Below are 17,641 nucleotides of genomic sequence, written 5' to 3' on the forward strand. Positions count from 1 at the left end.
TTAAAATACTAGAAATGATTTCTATATAAGGTAAAAAGTCTGCATAATTCAATGTAAAACAGGATATCCTTCAGTGTTAACACTGCCTTTACAAATGAAATTCAATCGTTTATTCAGTTACACTTTTTAAACACATTAGTTTGTTTAATGTTGCAATATTGTTCCAGATACGGTTTAATGATAGTAGGCAGATGGGTACATATCCAATAGGTTATATTGGAAATAACCTTAAAAATTCAACTAAACTCAGGAGGGATTTTTTCATGGCATTTCAATTACCATCACTTCCTTATCCGAACAACGCTCTCGAACCGCACATCGATGCATTAACGATGGAGATTCATCACGACAGACACCATAACGCATACGTGACTAATCTGAACGCCGCTTTGGAAAAGGCGCCTGAATTGCAAGACAAAAGCATTGAAGAACTTCTTACTGATCTAAACGCAGTACCGGAAGCTATTCGTACCGCAGTTCGCAACAACGGCGGCGGACACGCTAACCACACCCTTTTCTGGGAAGTTATCGGACCGAACGGCGGCGGTGCACCAACTGGCGCATTGGCGGCGGCTATTGATAGCGAGCTGGGCGGCTTTGACAAGTTCAAGGAAGATTTCGGCACAGCAGCTACAACACGCTTCGGCAGTGGCTGGGCTTGGCTCGTAATCAAAGACGGCAAGCTGGCTGTAACAAGCACCCCTAACCAAGACAACCCAATCAGCGAAGGTGCAACACCGCTTCTTGGACTGGATGTATGGGAACATGCTTACTACCTGAACTACCAAAACAAACGTCCGGATTATATCAAGGCGTTCTGGAACGTAGTGAACTGGGAAGAAGTAGGCAAACGCTACGAAAGCTCCAAATAATAAGGTAACTTATAATTAAATGACGACGCCTCCAGGCCATTTGGCTTGGGGGCTTTTTATATAGGAAAGTACATGGGGAAGAGTGCGGGGGCAGGCTCCATACCTAACGCTACCTCCTAAAGTAGATATATGCAAAAAAACTCCGTGCACCCTACTTCTGGGTGACGGAGTTTTTGGATATTGGATTGTTGGGTAACGTTCGATTGGATATGCTGGGTTGTTGGAAATAGTGGATTATTGATTTGTTGGATATGCTGGGTTGTGCTGGAGCGTTTGATTAAGCTGTAATTTCGTTGGATTATTGGTTATGGATATCTGATTGCACTGGAGCGTCCTGGATGCTGCTTGTTAGATCCCTATGCGATGTATTGCTAGCTAGGTTGCTTCGTTCACGAGATTAAGGTTACTTAATTGCACTTTATACACTTATTCCTCTTTCATTTCCTCTAATGTTCAAAATAATTGCAGTTTATACAACTATAAATGAGGAATAGGCGCTTTTACGCAATATTCAGAGGATATAAGTGTACTGAGTACAACTATGCTTGGAATCGAGTGAGAAATATAGGTTTTAACTGTACATTGTGCAACTATATTAATAAACCGACAAATACTTCACACTACAATCAATCAAAATCAACCAATAATCAATATCTAATAATTATTTAGATTAATGAAATGAAGGTAAAGGGATATCTACGATGTCTACTCTTTTCTTCCCTCTTGTACATCAAAGTAACTATTCAGCAGCTTCAGAAAAACATTAGGGAATGCATAACGCGCCATATCTTCACGGTTAATCCAGCGTACGGCCCCCATGTCTTCCGGATTCTCGGTTCCATCAGCAAAGACTTCTACTTCTAAGGGCACGATGCTATCGGTTAGGAGTACACTCTCCAAGTCTGCACCGCGGGACGGAGTCATCCCGGCCTCGCCTATATCAGACGAGGCTGTCCCTGCGCCATTGGCACTGGCGCCCTCTAGAGAATATGCGGTCACCGCCGCTGCGGCTTCCGCCCGGTAAACCGCCAGGCCTTCTGCCGCCAATGGCATTGGCAACGGCAGGCCCTCCTCTTCCCTGCAGCGATACACCTGCAGGGTCCAAATAATATGGCTGAATGTATGCTCAGCAGCCATCCAGTGCTCTGAAGGCCGGGCGGAGATCCCGGCCTTCACCAGGGACCGGCGCAGCCGGTCCTGCGCCGCGGCATCAGCCAGCCGCGCGCCAGGAGCGGCGCCTTCCGCAGGCGGCGCCGGCCAATGCGGCAGCTCCCACATGCGGGCTAAAAGCCCGCTCATTGGCCGCTGCCGAATGAGCACTCGGCCCGCGTGGGCACCGCGGCCCTCGATCAGAGCCGCCAGCCGCTCCTCCGGGCGCGGCGGCTTGGCCTTAGTCTTGACGGGCAGCGAGGTCTCGCAGCCCGCAAGCCTCCCGGCGCAATGCTCCATCACCGGGCAGGTAAGACATCTCGGTGATTTCGGCGTGCACACGAGCGCCCCAAGCTCCATCAGCGCCTGGTTGAAATGTGAAGCCGATCCCTCCGGGATCAGCTCGGCTGCCAGGCGCTCCATCTTGATTCGAGTGGGACCCTTGGCGATATCATCCTCCATCAGGAAGTACCGGGACAAAACCCGCATAACATTGCCGTCCACTGCCGGCTCCGGCCGGTTGAAGGCTATGCTGAGAATGGCTCCTGCGGTGTAAGGGCCCACTCCCTTAAGACTGAAAACGGCATCGCGGTCATTCGGCACGTTCCCGCCGTACTGCTCTTTCACCTGTCTGGCTGCATGCTGTAAATTACGGGCGCGGGAGTAATATCCCAGCCCCTCCCAGCACTTGAGCACATCCTCTTCCGGAGCGTCTGCCAGCGCCTCTACCGTAGGGAAACGTTCAATAAAACGGTGGAAATACGGAATGACCGTATCCACTCTCGTCTGCTGAAGCATGATTTCAGAAACCCAAATATAATAAGGGTTGCGATGACGCCGCCATGGCAAATCCCGCTTCTGTTGATGGTACCATTCCAGCAAATGACGGCTGAAAAATAACTTGGACTCCTGTTGTTCCTGCTGCTCTTGTTGTGTCATCATTACTCTCCTAGCCCCTTTCCTATCACCGCAACGCTTCTTCTTCCGAAACGATAGCCGCTTTATAATTGCGACTGCTGCTCCACTACGGCAAAAGCTGAAGCCAAACGTCGTTCATGTGTTATTGTAAGATGAATCTTATAGTTATGCCCCTTCGGAAGTCCCAGCCTAGACCAAGCCTCTGCGGATAACCGTACTTCTGGCTTACCAAGTCCGTCCGGCACAATCTCAATATCTGTGAACCCAAGTATACTTCCGATCCCGCAGCCTAGAGCCTTAACAATTGCTTCCTTCGCTGAGAATCGACCAGCTACATACTCCGGCAACTTCCGCCCACGGCAGTGACTAAGCTCAATCTCACGAGCAGTGAGTACACGCTCTATAAACTTGTCCCTCAGGCGTCCTTCCATAAGCGCTGATATTCGATCAATGTCCAGTACGTCATGTCCAATTCCGTAAATCAAACCTGCACACCCCTTAAGAACATATATTCCCTTACCGTTTGGGAAATGGTATGATATGACCATAAAAATTGTAGTCATTCAAGATACTTTCTGCTATCTTAAAAGAAAACACGTTGGAAGTCTATCTCTCACCTATAACAGAATGGTTTATAACAAATATATCAATAAATGTACGACTATATATGAAAGGGGATCCTTAGATGCACCGCAATTTTGAAATACCTGCCGGAGCGGATGCCGTTCTACGTTGTTCGCATTTTCCAGCACACAACAAAGCCAAGAGCCTTATCGTTATTGCGCACGGATATAAAGGCTTTAAAGACTGGGGAATGTTCCCGCATGCCGCAGCCTCTCTAAGCCGGGAGCATGAGGTCATAACCTTTAATTTCTCACATGCCGGAATCGGAGAAGATCTAGAAACCTTTACCGAGCTTGAGAAATTCGCCCGCAACACCTATCACCGTGAACTAAAGGATTTGGAAGTCTTACTGTCCTATCTTAGCCAGCATCCGAAGTTTGGCGGACTCCCTCTATTTCTGCTGGGACATAGCCGCGGAGCTGGGGATTGTCTAATATACACGCTTGATCATCCCGATGAGATATCCGGAGTTATCTCTTGGAACGGTATAACTGACTTGGATTTGTTCACGGAAGAACAGAAACAAGATATGAGGGAAAAAGGCCGGGCTTATGTCCTTAACGGACGCACCGGTCAGCAAATGCCACTGGATAACCTCATTCTAGAGGATCTGGAAGCTCAGCAGGAGCGTTATAACATTCTGCAACGAATGAGGGACTCCACCTTCCCTGTTGTCCTTATTCAGGGAAGTCAGGACGGCTCACATCTAAGACAGGGATCGGAACAGCTGATATCCGTAAGACCGGATATTAACTGGATACAAATTTCCGGTGGGAATCACACCTTCAATTCAGTCCATCCTTTTGCGGGTACAACTCCGCAACTGGAGCAGGCAATCGCTCAGACCGAGGATTTTATTGACCAGATCCTTCGTTAACGTACAATTCATCCCATCAGACTCTGTAGAATTATCAAAAACCGCCATGATACTCTGCTCTCATTCGCAGATGAATCACGGCGGTTTTTTAAACCTATTTATACGTTAAATTCCAGGAATCGCATTGCGCTTATGCGCCGTTCTTCGGTAATAGCTCTCCAGCTTCTCTGCCACTTCCGGGCTTACCTGCTTACCTTCCAGATAATCACTGTTATCATCATAAGTTATACCCAACTCTGTCTCGTCCGTTTGGCCGGGCCATAAGCCTGCTGTCGGCGCTTTGGTTACAATAATCTCCGGCACTCCAAGGTAAACCGCTAACTGACGGACTTGACGCTTATTGAGGGAAGTCAAAGGTGTAATATCGACGGCACCGTCACCCCATTTGGTGTAAAAACCGGTAATCGCCTCAGAAGCATGATCCGTTCCCACAACCAGTAAATTATTCTCAAAGGAAAGGGCGTACTGCATCACCATACGTGTTCTAGCTTTGACGTTCCCCTTGCCTTGATGTGTGATATGACGATGCTGCCCCAATGCTTTAAGGCTGTGCTCCACCTCGAGTGCGATTTCATTGACAGTTTCCTCTATGTTGGTCTCTACCGTATGTGTCAGTCCAAAGGCTTTGGCTGCAGCGTAGCTATGCTCTATATCTTCTTGAACAGCATAAGGCTGGAAGACACCTAGCGTGATGTACTCTTTGCCTTCCTGTTCGGATAACTCGTCCGTTGCCCGTTTGCACAGCCCCGTAGCCACCGCACTGTCCACACCACCGCTAATAGCAATCAGTAAGCCTTTCGCCCCGGCTTGCAGTATGTATGACTTTAAAAATTCAACCCGTTTTTGTACTTCTGCCTCTACATCAATGCTAGGCTTTACACCTAATGCAGCAATAATTTCCGCTTGCAGACTCACAAACCACACCCCGTTTCATTTCATTGTCTTATATTTTAAGAAGAAACGGCTGCACCGTCTATATTAGACGGCGCCCGTTTCTAGGATTGTATAACTAAAGGTCATTATTGGCATATACGATTAAATACATCCTTCAATTCCGCAGCAATTTCAGCAGCAGAACGATCCTCAACCCCATGGCGCTCAATGAAGTGTACTAATACTCCATCCTTCATAAGGGCGATAGAAGGTGACGATGGAGGATAAGGAGCGAAATACTCACGGGCTTTTGCCGTGGCTTCCTTTTCCTGACCTGCAAATACGGTGAATAGATGATCCGGTGTAATTTCATTCTGCAAAGCCTGAGCTACACCCGGGCGACATTGTCCGGCAGCACAGCCACATACTGAATTTACTACCACAAGCGCTGTTCCCTTTACAGTCGGGAGAGCAGCCTCTACTTCTTCTGGAGTTAGCAACTCCTGAAAGCCGATGCTTGTCAAATCATCACGCATAGGTTGAATTGAATCTCTCATGTATTGATTAAAAGACATGGACATTGTTTCTGCACTCTCCTTCACACTATTGTCAGCTAACTTAACAGCAGCACTTACTAACTTTATTATACATCCATACTCTGTGAAAGCAAGGGTAAGGCATAGCCTGTACACCCCCCTATATAATCAGACAAATAGGTGAAACTCATTCAGCAATAGCCAATATTGGAGCTTCGTCCACCTCGTAAGGAAGGGATACAATGAATTCTGTACCTACTCCCTGTTGAGAGTGCACAGTTATTTTTCCATGATGCCGTTCGACAATGTTCAGACAAAGAGGAAGACCGAGGCCTGTACCTTGACTCTTTGTTGTAAAAAAAGGCACAAACAGCTTTTCTCTTTCGATTTCAGACATGCCGCTTCCCGTATCTCTTATAATTAGTTCTACCCTGTCCCTGTCCGATGAGATCCTCGTTTCCAGAGTCAGCACTCCTTTGGAGCCCATAGCTTCCATACCGTTACGTCCCAAATTTAGTATCAGTTGTTTCATTTCCCTTACATTGAGCTGGAGCAAAGGCATCGAGGGATCAAGATTCAGCTCAACCGTTTGCCCTCTAAGATTAGCGTCAGCCCATAGAAGAGGACTGAGATCCTCAATAATGCCATGTAATAGGACCCTTTCTTTGACTGATATACGACTCTGCGCCAAAGACAAGAAATCATTAATAATGCTATTCGCCCGATCCAATTCTTCCATAACGATGTGGTAATAGGAATGAAGATCATCCGGGCTCTTCTCCCGCATAAGCTGTAGAAATCCACGGACAACTGCCATAGGATTGCGAATTTCGTGTGTGATACCCGCAGCCATTTGCCCCACCAGTGTTAACCGTTCAACATTATCCATCTCATTGCGCATATTCTCCTCTTCCGTCATATCCTGCACAACCAGCAACATGCCTTCAGGCAACTGTGTACCCCTTTGTACCAGTGGTGACGAATAGATATGATAAGTTCGAGAATTTCCGGACAGTTTGACAAATTCACGTTGCTTATAGAAAATGCTATTTTTTAAACGCTGAATGATTTGTTTATCCTCAATGCTATCTAGAAAATAATTAATATTCCGTTCCAATAACTCCGTCTTAGTAAGCAGCGGATAACGTCTTCGCAACAATTCCAGCATAAGCTCGTTAATCCCTGCAATGTTGCCATTGACATCCAAAGACATAATGCACAAGGGTACTACATTTGTAATTTGCTGAAGCTTATCTGACTCCCACTGGAACCTGCGGGTAACTCCCTCCATCTCCACTTTAACGTGAAGCTTATCCCAGATCGTTTCTATGAAGTAGATCAGAATTCCACCTAAGACGAAGGTGACAAATACATAAATCGTTATTAACAGCGCTTTACTCGACTGGGGTTCGTAGAGGTCTTTACCTTCTAGGGTTGGAACAAGCGCTATAAATAGCATGCTCGGAAAAAGCGCTATCCAGAGCAAGCCCATCTTCTCGATTACTGTACCTTTTTTAAATTGGGCGGACATACCAAACAACAGCGGATATACTAATATCCCTGAATTCAGCAGCAAATTGTTAAACTCCAGGGATCCTGTGCTCAAAATAGTACATAGTAACAATAATGCGGCAAGGGCTAGCCCCGATCGGTAGCTTCCGTACAGAATGCCGATAAAAGCGGGGAGAATAGCTAAATTTAAGTATGTAGTTCCAAATAACGTCGTGGATAAAATAGAACAAAGTAAGATACTAAAAGCACAGCACAAGACCAAAACAGATTGGTCATCTGGAAATTTGCTGTCTCTTCGAGTCATGTGACTCTGATCCAATCTCCAATGAAATAGAACCACAAATAAGCATGCAGTCGATATTTGCAACAAAATCTCCTTAACTGCCTCAAAAATAGAAATCACACCCCGAGTTGGACAAATTACCCTATATGCATAGATTAAAACATACAAGTTGCTATATTACAATCATTATAAATAAGACCCATGCACAGGGCTGGATACGCCCAACGCAGAAGTGGTATGATTCCGTTAGAAGAACACTGGGACTCAAGTTCCCCTAATGAAAAGGAGTAATAAAATGAGCAACTACGATGTTGTCGTCATTGGCGGCGGGCCTTCTGGACTGATGGCCAGTGTGGCTGCAGCAGAGCATGGAGCATCCGTCCTGCTGGTGGATAAAGGATCCAAGCTGGGGCGGAAGCTGGGCATTTCCGGCGGTGGACGCTGTAATGTGACGAACGTCAAAGAGACCACTGAGCTGATCTCTCATATACCGGGTAATGGACGATTTTTGTACAGTGCCTTCGATCATTTTAATAACCAGGATATCATCGCTTTTTTTGAGAATCTGGGTATTGCTTTAAAAGAAGAGGATAACGGACGGATGTTTCCTGTCACCGATAAAGCATCGAGCGTAGTCTCCGCATTAATCAACAAGGTACGGAGTCTGGGTGTACAGATTTTAACGGACAGTCCGGTGAAGGAAATTCTCTATAAAGAGAATGCTGTTGAAGGCATACTCCTTACATCAGGCAAGAAGCTAAGCGCTCCTGCAGTAATTATCGCCACCGGCGGGAAATCTGTTCCCCAGACCGGCTCTACAGGAGACGGTTATCCTTGGGCTGAACAAGCAGGACACACTGTCACGGAGCTATATCCGACAGAGGTGCCGATTATTTCACGGGAAGAATGGATTAAATCCGGAGAGCTTCAGGGATTATCCTTGAGGGATGTTACGCTCGCTGTATGGAATGCCAAAGGTAAAAAGGTGATTGATCATCGCGGGGATATGATTTTCACCCATTTCGGGCTGTCCGGTCCTATTGCCCTGCGGTGTAGCCAGTTCCTGCGCCAGGTTCAGAAAAAGACAGGCGGTGATGCTGTGGAAATGTCACTCGACTTGTTCCCGGATCTCAAGCCTCATGAGATGGAGTCACAGCTGCAGGACAAGCTGGATCTAGAGCCGAAGAAGGCGATACGCAACGCGCTGAAGGGATTAATTCCGGAGAGAATGATTCCACTGCTGCTTGTTAAAGCCGGATTGGACGGAGATATTACAGGACATCACTTCCCAAAAAGTGGAATTACAGCCTTAGCCGGGATATTGAAACGGTTGCCGATTACCGTTCATGGCACCCGTTCTTTAGCAGAAGCCTTTGTTACCGGGGGCGGTGTCAATCTGAAGGAAATTGATCCGGGGTCGATGGAATCCAAGCTTATGCCGGGCCTATTCTTCTGTGGGGAGATACTAGATATTCACGGTTACACTGGCGGTTATAATATAACTGCCGCCTTTTCAACGGGATATACGGCAGGCAAGCATGCAGCGGAATTGCACAACTGATCGCGAAGGCTGTGCTTGACCCAAAAAAAGAGCGTACGGAACTTACTCCGTGCGCTCTTTTTGGGCTAACTATAATCTAACCCTCGATTTCAGCAGCGAGGATGATGCGTCCACGCGGCTGTTCGCCTTGTCCATCCGGCTCCAGCGTAATGGCTACCGTATCATATTCCTGCGGATCGAAGGTGTAATACATGGCCCCGGTACCTTTTGAAGTCAGGAAGGTGCCGGCACTTTTTTTGAGATCACCTTTAATGAGCCATACCTGAAACGCCTCACTCCCGCTCAATTCAGGCAGCTTCTCGGCCTGGACAAGAAGGTGTGTCCCCTTCGCGTCGATAACAATGGTTGCCAACCCGCGGGCCACTATGTCCTTGGCAGCCGGGTCTAGAACGACTGCTTTGTTAACTTTGAGTTCACGGGAGGGAGAGTTAACCAACGCAACTTGCTTCTGTAACCCCTCACGGTTCTGTTCAGACACTGCAAGTTCCTTCCGCAATCCGCGCATATCCTGATGCAGTACCGTCGCATACATAGCCAATACCGCCGCAGTTGCTGCCAAAGCAGCACACACGATACGAAGCCGGGCATTTCTTTTGGATGGAACAGGATAATGCGTGGCCGAAAACTCAGGAACAACTGGTGCGGCCGATGAAGATTCTATCGGCTCTTCTATTATTGGAGTTTTCAAGACATTATCTTTGTCGTTATTCGATAAGTCACCTGTCTTACCATCGACAGCTAATATTCGTCCCAACACTCGCTTTTTCATACCTTCAGGTAGTGGGACTTCAAAGGCAGCCCATGGCAGCACGTCAATCACTTTTTTCAATTCTTTCACCTGCTCCCGGCAGTCCGCGCATTCGGATAGATGGGTTTCAAATCGTTGAATATCCTCTTCACTCAGTCCGCCGAGGGCATAGATTTCCGCCCATTCACAATATTCATTCAGAGCTTTATCCATGATAACCTTCCCTCCTTCCCTCAACCATTAACGACTTTCTCATCTGCTTCAGGGCCAGGCGCACACGGCTTTTAACCGTTCCTAGAGGAATATTGTAGCGTGCGGATACTTCCTGTTGAGTCATGCCCCCATAATAAATCGAATCAATGACCTGTTGTTGATCCCGGCTGAGTCCATCCAGAATCTCACGAACTCGCTGCCCCTCGCTTCTCATTTCTACCTGCACCGCCGTATCGGCAAGATCATCAGCTACCGCATGCAGTGCGTCCGTCTCTACAGGTATCCCTCTATCTCTTACCGATTTACGCCGCAGCATGTCCACAGCTATATTGCGGGTAACCGCGAACATCCATGTCGTCAACTTGCCTTGAGAAGCCTCATAACGTTCACTGTGTGTCCAGACCCTCAGGAAAAGCTCCTGTACCACCTCTTCGGCAGCCATGGAATCCTGCACAATTCTATAAGCGAAGGAATATACGACTTTCTCATATCGGTCATATAGATGTTCCAGCGCCGCAGGGTCCTTGTCTCCAATCTGCATCATTAAATCTCTGTCATCCAGAGCATCTGTCATAAGGGAACCCCTCTCATTAATCTCCCTTTATATATAACCTTCGCGGGAAAGTTTGAAGAGGATTACTTTTTATAATAAAAATTTGTAAAATTCTATCTGGCTAAACGAATCGCACCGAATATCCTGGAAACCATGATTCCGGCAGCCGCACCGATAGGGATAAAGAGCACCAAGCCCCACCAAGCATATATCGAAAAACACACTACAGCGGAACAAAGAACCGCAAAAGGCATCAACAGAATGGGAACCGCTCTTGAACCCGCTTCAGCTTTTTGTTCTTTGGTGAAAGGTAATATCCCGATGTAATCATCTTCAATAAATAAGGACCAGAAGGAGAAGAGCCAATAGGTCATCAGTGATGTCAAGACGATGAATATTATCCACTTCAGAAATGCCGGAGCGATTAAGATCGCTACAAGAGACACACCGGTAAACGATAGGTACAGCTTCAAATGCGCGGGATTACGTATCAGTGCTTTGATTGCAGTAGCTGAAAGTCTGCTCTCCGGAAGCTTGGAGGACAATAACGGCTGTGATTTACGGAATACCCAAGGCTTATAGCGTGTCGGGCGCGGCTTAGAAAGAACACCCCTCAGCATTAAACCGGCGATTCTCATACGCTGCTTATAATCTTCTCGAACATCATTCATGAAGGTTCCACGCAGGCGCACCCTATATCGAATGGAGAACAAGGTCGCTAGCGCAAAAAGTGCGGCAGTAATCCACATAAGCATAGAATAGGTATCCCCAAGCTGGGCTACTCGAAAATAAATGCCGCAGGGCAGGGCAACTGCCGGAACTTGCCATAGCCATCGGCGCCACCCTTGATGCTGCACTTTCACAATATGCCCTAGCAGCTTAACGCACCAGCTGCAAGCTAGAGTTAGGATTAGCAGCGAAAGGGCCGCATCCCAAGTCAATCCGTAACCACGGATAATAAAAGGCAGCATCAGTGTATACACAGCCGCTATTTTGAGTGAGGTGACTGCCAGACTATAAATAATACCCCGACTTATAATAGTATTGATCCAGTCCTGCCGCTGCCTTAAAAACAGCAAATCGCCCTCCTGCAGCAGAAGCACCATTCCTCCAGTACCTATCACGATAACCAGTAAAGCAGGCATTAGCATAAAAGGTACTACTGAAGTCCAGTTTGGGAGTTCATTGTTCCAGTATCCGTAGTACAGGCGGCCCCCGAGCAGACCTCCCGGGATAATAATATAGAGCAGAACCGTCCAGTCAGCAGCGGTGCGGATAATGGCGGATTGCTCTTGCCAGTGGGAAATCAGCCGCCGTAGAAACAGTCTTGTAGATGTAGGAAAAGCAAAGGCCTGTTTACTCATGTTAATTCGTCAAAGCAATCAAACAGCGACGCCTCCGGTAATCCGGCATAAGCGCGGATACCCTCCAGTGTACCGGAAGCAGCAACTTTCCCTCCGGAGATAAGCACGAAATTATCACATATTTTCTCAGCGGTATCCAGTACATGTGTTGACATTAATACACCTGCGCCACGCTTACGCTCAGCCTCCAGCAGCCGCAAAAAGTCCTTAGTCGCACGGGGGTCCAACCCAATAAACGGCTCATCCACGATATATACGTCAGGCTGTACCAGAAACCCGAGCATCAGCATCATTTTTTGCTTCATTCCTTTGGAGAATCCCGCCGGAAGATCATTGCGGACAGGCTCCATGCCGAACTGCTTCAGCAGCCGTTCAGCCGTTTCCTGAAATTGTGCATACTCCAGTCCGTAGGCGGCAGCTGCTAAATCCAGATGCTCCCACAACGTAAGATCCTCATAGAATACCGGCTGCTCCGGCACATAAGCGTAAGACTTATTTGAACCCCCCAGCTTAACTTTAGCTTTGGCATGCTTCAGCAAACCTAGAACCGTCTTGATCGTTGTGCTTTTGCCGGCACCATTGGGCCCTATCAAACCCAGCAGCTCTCCGCTCCGAACCTGAAACGTAATATCGGATATGCGCGGATCCCCTGCCTCATATCCTGCCTCTTCAATATATACGTCAAGCACAATGGATTGATCTGTTTCTATCTCTTCCATACTCCATCTCCTAAATGTTAATGGGTGACATATGGTTTCCATGCCACATCTATAATTCACTATCCGATGAGCGGTATTATACATTGTATTTTGTATTAAGCATACCGCTCTTTATTTCAGAGTAGGATTGAAGCCGGTGTTCTGGTGGACGCTCCGCGAACGGTCCGTTGCTCCAATCGCTGTGATCTCCAGATTTTATTTATTTTCCTTAGCGGTAAAAACCCGGAGACAGCTGATGCTTTCGAAGCTAGTTTTCCTTCGGAAAACTTTCGGGCGACCGCTACCGCTTTTCCGCAATTGTTCCGCCCTCTCCGCTACTTCAGCGGAAAACATTACTAAATTCTTCTCTAATCCATCCATGATGTAATATCCGTGGGTATATTGGGAAAGGAATTTACGATGCCGCCACTGCTTCTTTTCGAATAGTTGCCGCTTCATCTCTTCTCTCAATTTTAACACGAAGAATTAGAAGAGCTAATCCGAGCAACAGCGTCAGTATACCTGAGAGGAGGAAGGCAGATATTGGCCCCGAGGCCGTCACTAAGGCTCCACCAGCTACCGGCCCCAGAATAACCGCCGCACTCGTCAAGCTGCCTACGGTACCGAATACACGGCCTGTGTAAGCCTCCGGCGTCCGCTGCTGCAGCATAGACTGAAAGGGTATAAAGGCTAGGCCGGCACCCAATCCTGCCAGCAAGAAGGAACCGAACAGGGCCACATTCATTAAGATCCCCGCCTGAACATAGTAGGTAATGAGCGCGGCGCTTGCGAAGACAGTACCCATAAGAACTGCACCAGCCCCCATGTAGATCAAAGGACGGGTTCCGCCTTTCCTTTTACTCACGAGCAATGCCGAGAACAATGTCCCTAACCCGCTTGCCCCTACACACCAGCCTAGCAGATCACCGTTAATACCCGGGATTTCACGAAAGAGTGTCACGATCTGGGAATCAGCAATTTGCAGCACCAGGAGAACAGATACCAGCATGACGATGCCAGTAAGCACTGCCGGCATTCCAGCAATAATACGTAAACCGGCCTCCATTTCATGTCTAAAGGATTGTTGTTTTTGCAGCTTATCTACGGTTGTATCCCGATTTTCCAGTTTGAAAGCCCCCTTATGAGGAAGTCCCAGCAAGATTACCGCAGAAATAAGATAGGTAACCGAATCAATAAGATAACACGCCGAGATGCCGAACCCGGCAACCAGCAAGCCCCCAAGTGCGGGTCCGATGATTTTGGTAATTTGCTCTATTGAAGAGCTGAGCGCAACGGCACTGTCCATCTGTGCTTGAGGCACAAGTTCCTTAAGCTTACCGCTTCCCCTACATTGGATATTAGCTGCGCAGTAATTAATAGAACAAACGGCCTATTCGCCGATAGTTTCCCTTCCTTGTTGGCCTGATGATCTTGAAATTCTTTCATTTCCGGTCACTCCCCTGTCTCCTCAGTTCCTTATTTATCCATATTAAAACAGAGCAAGACACCCTTCATCCGTCCGCAGATGTAAGTACGACCTCTGCCAGAGGCTGAAATTGCCCTGCGTACAAGGGCGGATATGAAAGTCTTTAATTTTTTTATTATCTTTAATAATTGTTTGATTTTTAATAATTAAAAGTGTGCTCATTGTGACAAATCACATGTTCTTCTTCCATTGTTTGACGTATTGTAAAGCTATAAATAGGTTCGCTGCACAGGTGACCCTTTCAAATCAGACAATATACTACTAGCCGTGCGACGAGATCACACGATTAAAGATAAGGGTGGAGAAGCATGATACAATCCTATGAACGCGATACTCAATTAACACTGCATTTGTACCGGGTTTTTGCCAAGTCTTTCAAAAGCATCAACGAACATGCTGTTACCGGCAGCAAGATTGAAGGGTTTAATCCTACAGCTTTTGCTGTTATGGAAGTCCTCTATTACAAAGGACCCCAACCTATTCAACAGATTGGCGCCAAGCTTCTGCTGCAAAGCGGAAATGTTACCTATGTAATTGACAAGCTGGAAGAACGCGGGTATCTTCAACGCAAGCCTTGCCCAAGTGACCGCCGTGTAATCTTTGCGGAATTAACTACAGAAGGCGAACGACTGATGAATGAGATGTATCCGAAATATTCGGAGCGCATCCACCTTGCCTTTAGCGGCCTAAGTGATGAAGAGAAGGAACAAATGATCATTCTGCTCAAAAAGATGGGCCTGCAGGCTGAAAAACTCTCTCCGCTTCCACGCAAATAGTAGATTGGAATTCAAAACAGCAAGTCTCCCAATACGAGACTTGCTGTTTTTTTATTACGCAAAAAACTTTCGTATTTTTTCGCAGCTTAAACATAGATCCTAGTTAAATAGAAAAATATTAGGTCTAAATACCTTTATTTATAAGACTATAGTATTGTATTTTCAGATAAAACAACCGATAATCTAAGTAGAACATACCAAAATAAAAGAAAAGAGCAAACCCGTGGAAACACGGGGACGCAAAGCTACAGGGGCTACAGCGTAAAGCTATGCCAGCCAGTTACCTTTTGAGATCTTAGATCTCGGGGTGTGTTTTTTTATTTTTCAACATTACAATCTTGTATGGCGGCTTGATAGTTTTGGATAGTGAATAATCAAAAAAAGCGGTGATTGACTTATGGTGAGCATAACCCTCCAGAAAAAAAACAAAATTTTGAATAGGTGGGTACTTTATCTCTTTTGGTTGATGGCCGGGCTTATCCTTATTGCCGGGTTAATCTTCCACCTGTTGGCAAGCGAGGTAGCGAATAAGGAATCTGAGGCTATCTTTCTACCTACCATATTAGTTTCAACTACAGCCTTTGGGATATCTTTATTACTTGCTGAATTGGCACTGCGTTATATCAAAGTTAATCTAGATTTCATCCTCATCTCACTTGGATTTGTGTTTGCCATTGTAGTTATGCTCACCTTCGGCACTCGAATTAATGGATTGTACATCGCACTCGACATTCCTATCATCATTTCTATTCTTTATTTTAGACGCTCTAGGCTTTGGTTTGCTTCTGTCATGTCTTTGATTTGTTATTTTATTTTGTATAGCTTTGTAGAAACGTTGCGCCAGCAAGTCATGATTTATGACTTATTTACGATCATGGGTATGATTATGGGTACGAGCCTTATTGGGGAAATGATACTGCGAAGAGGTGTGGAGCTTATAGCTGCTCTGGAACGTGCCGTACGTTCTGAAGTAGAGGCGTTCGCCGATTCAATTGCCGTTGAGAATCAATCGAAATATGATCATTTGACGGGTCTTACCAATTATGTAACTTTCCAAGACTACATGGTCTCTCTTATTGAGCAGCATGAGCGTTACGGGCTTCCTTTATGTCTTGCTGTAATGGATCTTGATAATTTCAAGAACATTAACGATACGTACGGCCATTGTGAGGGAGACATGGTGCTACGTGAGACAGCTCAGCTATTACTTGCTGCAATCTCCAGTGAAGATGTTGCGGTACGCTACGGTGGAGAGGAGTTCGTGCTCATCCTGACAGGGAAAACAATAGATCAAAGCCTTCAACTGCTAGAACAAATTCGAGTACAAGTATCTCAACTGCGTTTGGGCTCTATTGATAATCATAAGATAACAGTAAGTATGGGTATCGTTCAATATCAGAGGGGTATGGGAAAGGATGATCTGTTCAGATCAGCGGACGCTCTGATGTACGAAGCTAAGCGGACGGGTAAGAATCGTATTCAAGTCCTTTGGAATGGAGTGTCGGGTTATGATCAGAATTTTTCTTAATACCTCTCAGAAGTTAAGTGATTGGAATCGTAAAATAAGAACGTTATATTGGCTGGTTGGACTATTAATGTTCTTAGCTACTATTGGAACATGGCCTTTCGCCATACAACAACATTCTACGATCCATCACCTATTGAAATACATTTTACTTCAAAATGGCATTCTACTCGGGATTTTATTGCTAGCTGAGCTTGTCTATCATCTCGATAAGCGGTGGCAGGATTATGCAATCATCTCCATCGGTTCCGGATTCGCTGCATTGATTCAAGCGATGGCCCCAATCGATGTCTCGGGCGTCCAAATTGTGGTTGTTCTGCCCATTCTCTCCTCCGTCCTCTACTTTCAATATCGAAAAGTGTTATTCGCATGTTTCAGTACATTGTTGCCATATCTGGCCATTATGCTCTTCAATCCTTCTTACAGGTTTGAGTTGCCCATGTATCAAAAGGCTGTGGGATACAGCTTAATACTATTTATAACACTAGCCAGTCTCGGAATCGTATATCGTGGGCTTAAAATTATAAACGGTGAAAAAGCGGCACTAATGAATGAGGAGAAACACCGTATTCAGAAGAAAGTTAATGATGAAGTCTCAAGCAAAGATGCCCTGACTGGTCTTAACAATCATAGATGCTTCCAACAACGTCTACGCGCAGAAATGGATAGTGTACGGGATTATCCCCTGCACCTGGCCTTAATAGATATCGATAATTTCAAGCAGGTAAACGATAAATATGGACATTTAACAGGTGATACGGTTATTCGAAGAATAGGAGAAGTATTGAGAGAGCAATCGAATAGCAACTGCTTCGCTGCACGCTATGGCGGCGAGGAGTTCGCCGTTATCATTAGTGGACTGAACTCCCTGCAGACCGTGGAATGGCTCGAAGGGCTTCGCACCCAAGTGGAGCAAGCCGTTATTGAGGAGCTCCGCGGCCATAATATCACCATTAGTATTGGCTGCCATCTTTTAAATGAAACTGAGGATCGTGATCTCTTGTTTCGTCAAGCTGATGCAGCACTGTACCGGGCTAAACGTAACGGTAAGAATCAAGTGGCTTGGTAAGAAC

16 protein-coding genes and 1 riboswitch are annotated in these 17,641 nt (G+C 46.3%); of the genes, 6 read left to right on the forward strand and 10 right to left on the reverse strand.

Going from position 1 to position 17,641, the window contains the following annotated elements; all coding sequences use genetic code 11:
• The first annotated feature begins 263 nt into the window (after window positions 1-263).
• Window positions 264-872, forward strand: a complete 609-nt coding sequence (locus tag PWYN_RS08815) for a superoxide dismutase (protein WP_036650460.1) — start codon at window positions 264-266, stop codon at window positions 870-872.
• A gap of 705 nt (window positions 873-1,577) precedes the next feature.
• Here the strand turns inward: PWYN_RS08815 and mutY are convergent.
• The gene (mutY, locus tag PWYN_RS08820) at window positions 1,578-2,963 is read right to left on the reverse strand and encodes an A/G-specific adenine glycosylase (protein WP_240479704.1); all 1,386 of its coding nucleotides are present in this window, start codon (window positions 2,961-2,963) and stop codon (window positions 1,578-1,580) included.
• 59 nt (window positions 2,964-3,022) lie between these two features.
• Window positions 3,023-3,424: a holo-ACP synthase gene (gene acpS, locus PWYN_RS08825; protein ID WP_036650464.1), complete on the reverse strand. Its 402-nt coding sequence runs from the start codon at window positions 3,422-3,424 to the stop codon at window positions 3,023-3,025.
• A 200-nt stretch (window positions 3,425-3,624) separates the two neighbouring features.
• Here acpS and PWYN_RS08830 point away from each other — a divergent pair, with 200 nt between their 5' ends.
• Window positions 3,625-4,440 (forward strand): alpha/beta hydrolase family protein, encoded by an 816-nt coding sequence (locus tag PWYN_RS08830; RefSeq protein WP_036650466.1) that lies wholly within the window; start codon window positions 3,625-3,627, stop codon window positions 4,438-4,440.
• Between the two features lie 105 nt (window positions 4,441-4,545).
• Here PWYN_RS08830 and nadE read toward each other — a convergent pair whose 3' ends face one another.
• The 3 genes from nadE to PWYN_RS08845 all read right to left on the reverse strand — a co-directional run bounded on the left by nadE (window position 4,546) and on the right by PWYN_RS08845 (window position 7,425).
• On the reverse strand, window positions 4,546-5,355 hold the full coding sequence (gene nadE / locus PWYN_RS08835) for an ammonia-dependent NAD(+) synthetase (protein WP_036650468.1): 810 nt from the start codon (window positions 5,353-5,355) through the stop codon (window positions 4,546-4,548).
• Window positions 5,356-5,459: 104 nt separating this feature from the next.
• A complete protein-coding gene (locus PWYN_RS08840; protein ID WP_036650469.1) occupies window positions 5,460-5,894 on the reverse strand; it encodes a BrxA/BrxB family bacilliredoxin in 435 nt (144 codons plus the stop codon).
• Between the two features lie 142 nt (window positions 5,895-6,036).
• The gene (locus PWYN_RS08845) at window positions 6,037-7,425 is read right to left on the reverse strand and encodes a two-component system sensor histidine kinase NtrB (RefSeq protein WP_052087850.1); all 1,389 of its coding nucleotides are present in this window, start codon (window positions 7,423-7,425) and stop codon (window positions 6,037-6,039) included.
• A gap of 514 nt (window positions 7,426-7,939) precedes the next feature.
• On the opposite strand from PWYN_RS08845, the gene PWYN_RS08850 reads away from it, so the two are divergent.
• Window positions 7,940-9,205: a BaiN/RdsA family NAD(P)/FAD-dependent oxidoreductase gene (locus PWYN_RS08850; RefSeq protein WP_036650473.1), complete on the forward strand. Its 1,266-nt coding sequence runs from the start codon at window positions 7,940-7,942 to the stop codon at window positions 9,203-9,205.
• Between the two features lie 76 nt (window positions 9,206-9,281).
• Here PWYN_RS08850 and PWYN_RS08855 read toward each other — a convergent pair whose 3' ends face one another.
• The 5 genes from PWYN_RS08855 to PWYN_RS08875 form a co-directional block, all read right to left on the reverse strand.
• The gene (locus tag PWYN_RS08855; protein ID WP_036650475.1) at window positions 9,282-10,166 is read right to left on the reverse strand and encodes an anti-sigma factor; all 885 of its coding nucleotides are present in this window, start codon (window positions 10,164-10,166) and stop codon (window positions 9,282-9,284) included.
• A complete protein-coding gene (locus PWYN_RS08860; protein ID WP_036650477.1) occupies window positions 10,159-10,740 on the reverse strand; it encodes an RNA polymerase sigma factor in 582 nt (193 codons plus the stop codon). Before PWYN_RS08860 ends, PWYN_RS08855 begins: the two co-directional genes overlap by 8 nt.
• A 92-nt stretch (window positions 10,741-10,832) precedes the next feature.
• Window positions 10,833-12,083: an ABC transporter permease gene (locus PWYN_RS08865; RefSeq protein ID WP_036650479.1), complete on the reverse strand. Its 1,251-nt coding sequence runs from the start codon at window positions 12,081-12,083 to the stop codon at window positions 10,833-10,835.
• Window positions 12,080-12,802 (reverse strand): ABC transporter ATP-binding protein, encoded by a 723-nt coding sequence (locus PWYN_RS08870; RefSeq protein WP_036650481.1) that lies wholly within the window; start codon window positions 12,800-12,802, stop codon window positions 12,080-12,082. The genes PWYN_RS08865 and PWYN_RS08870 overlap by 4 nt, the downstream gene beginning before the upstream one ends.
• 394 nt (window positions 12,803-13,196) lie before the next feature.
• Window positions 13,197-14,102, reverse strand: a complete 906-nt coding sequence (locus PWYN_RS08875; RefSeq protein WP_052087851.1) for an MFS transporter — start codon at window positions 14,100-14,102, stop codon at window positions 13,197-13,199.
• 473 nt (window positions 14,103-14,575) lie between these two features.
• On the opposite strand from PWYN_RS08875, the gene PWYN_RS08880 reads away from it, so the two are divergent.
• The 3 genes from PWYN_RS08880 (at window position 14,576) to PWYN_RS08890 (ending at window position 17,637) form a co-directional block, all read left to right on the forward strand.
• Window positions 14,576-15,043, forward strand: a complete 468-nt coding sequence (locus PWYN_RS08880) for a MarR family winged helix-turn-helix transcriptional regulator (RefSeq protein WP_036650483.1) — start codon at window positions 14,576-14,578, stop codon at window positions 15,041-15,043.
• Between the two features lie 204 nt (window positions 15,044-15,247).
• Window positions 15,248-15,331: riboswitch (cyclic di-GMP riboswitch) on the forward strand.
• Between the two features lie 109 nt (window positions 15,332-15,440).
• Window positions 15,441-16,571 carry a GGDEF domain-containing protein gene (locus PWYN_RS27955; RefSeq protein WP_084146657.1) on the forward strand — a complete coding sequence of 377 codons (1,131 nt, stop codon included), beginning with the start codon at window positions 15,441-15,443 and terminating at the stop codon, window positions 16,569-16,571.
• On the forward strand, window positions 16,552-17,637 hold the full coding sequence (locus PWYN_RS08890; protein WP_036650486.1) for a GGDEF domain-containing protein: 1,086 nt from the start codon (window positions 16,552-16,554) through the stop codon (window positions 17,635-17,637). The genes PWYN_RS27955 and PWYN_RS08890 overlap by 20 nt, the downstream gene beginning before the upstream one ends.
• Window positions 17,638-17,641: the final 4 nt, after the last annotated feature.

The sequence above is a fragment of the Paenibacillus wynnii genome (assembly GCF_000757885.1).
Lineage (GTDB): Bacteria > Bacillota > Bacilli > Paenibacillales > Paenibacillaceae > Paenibacillus_AQ > Paenibacillus_AQ wynnii.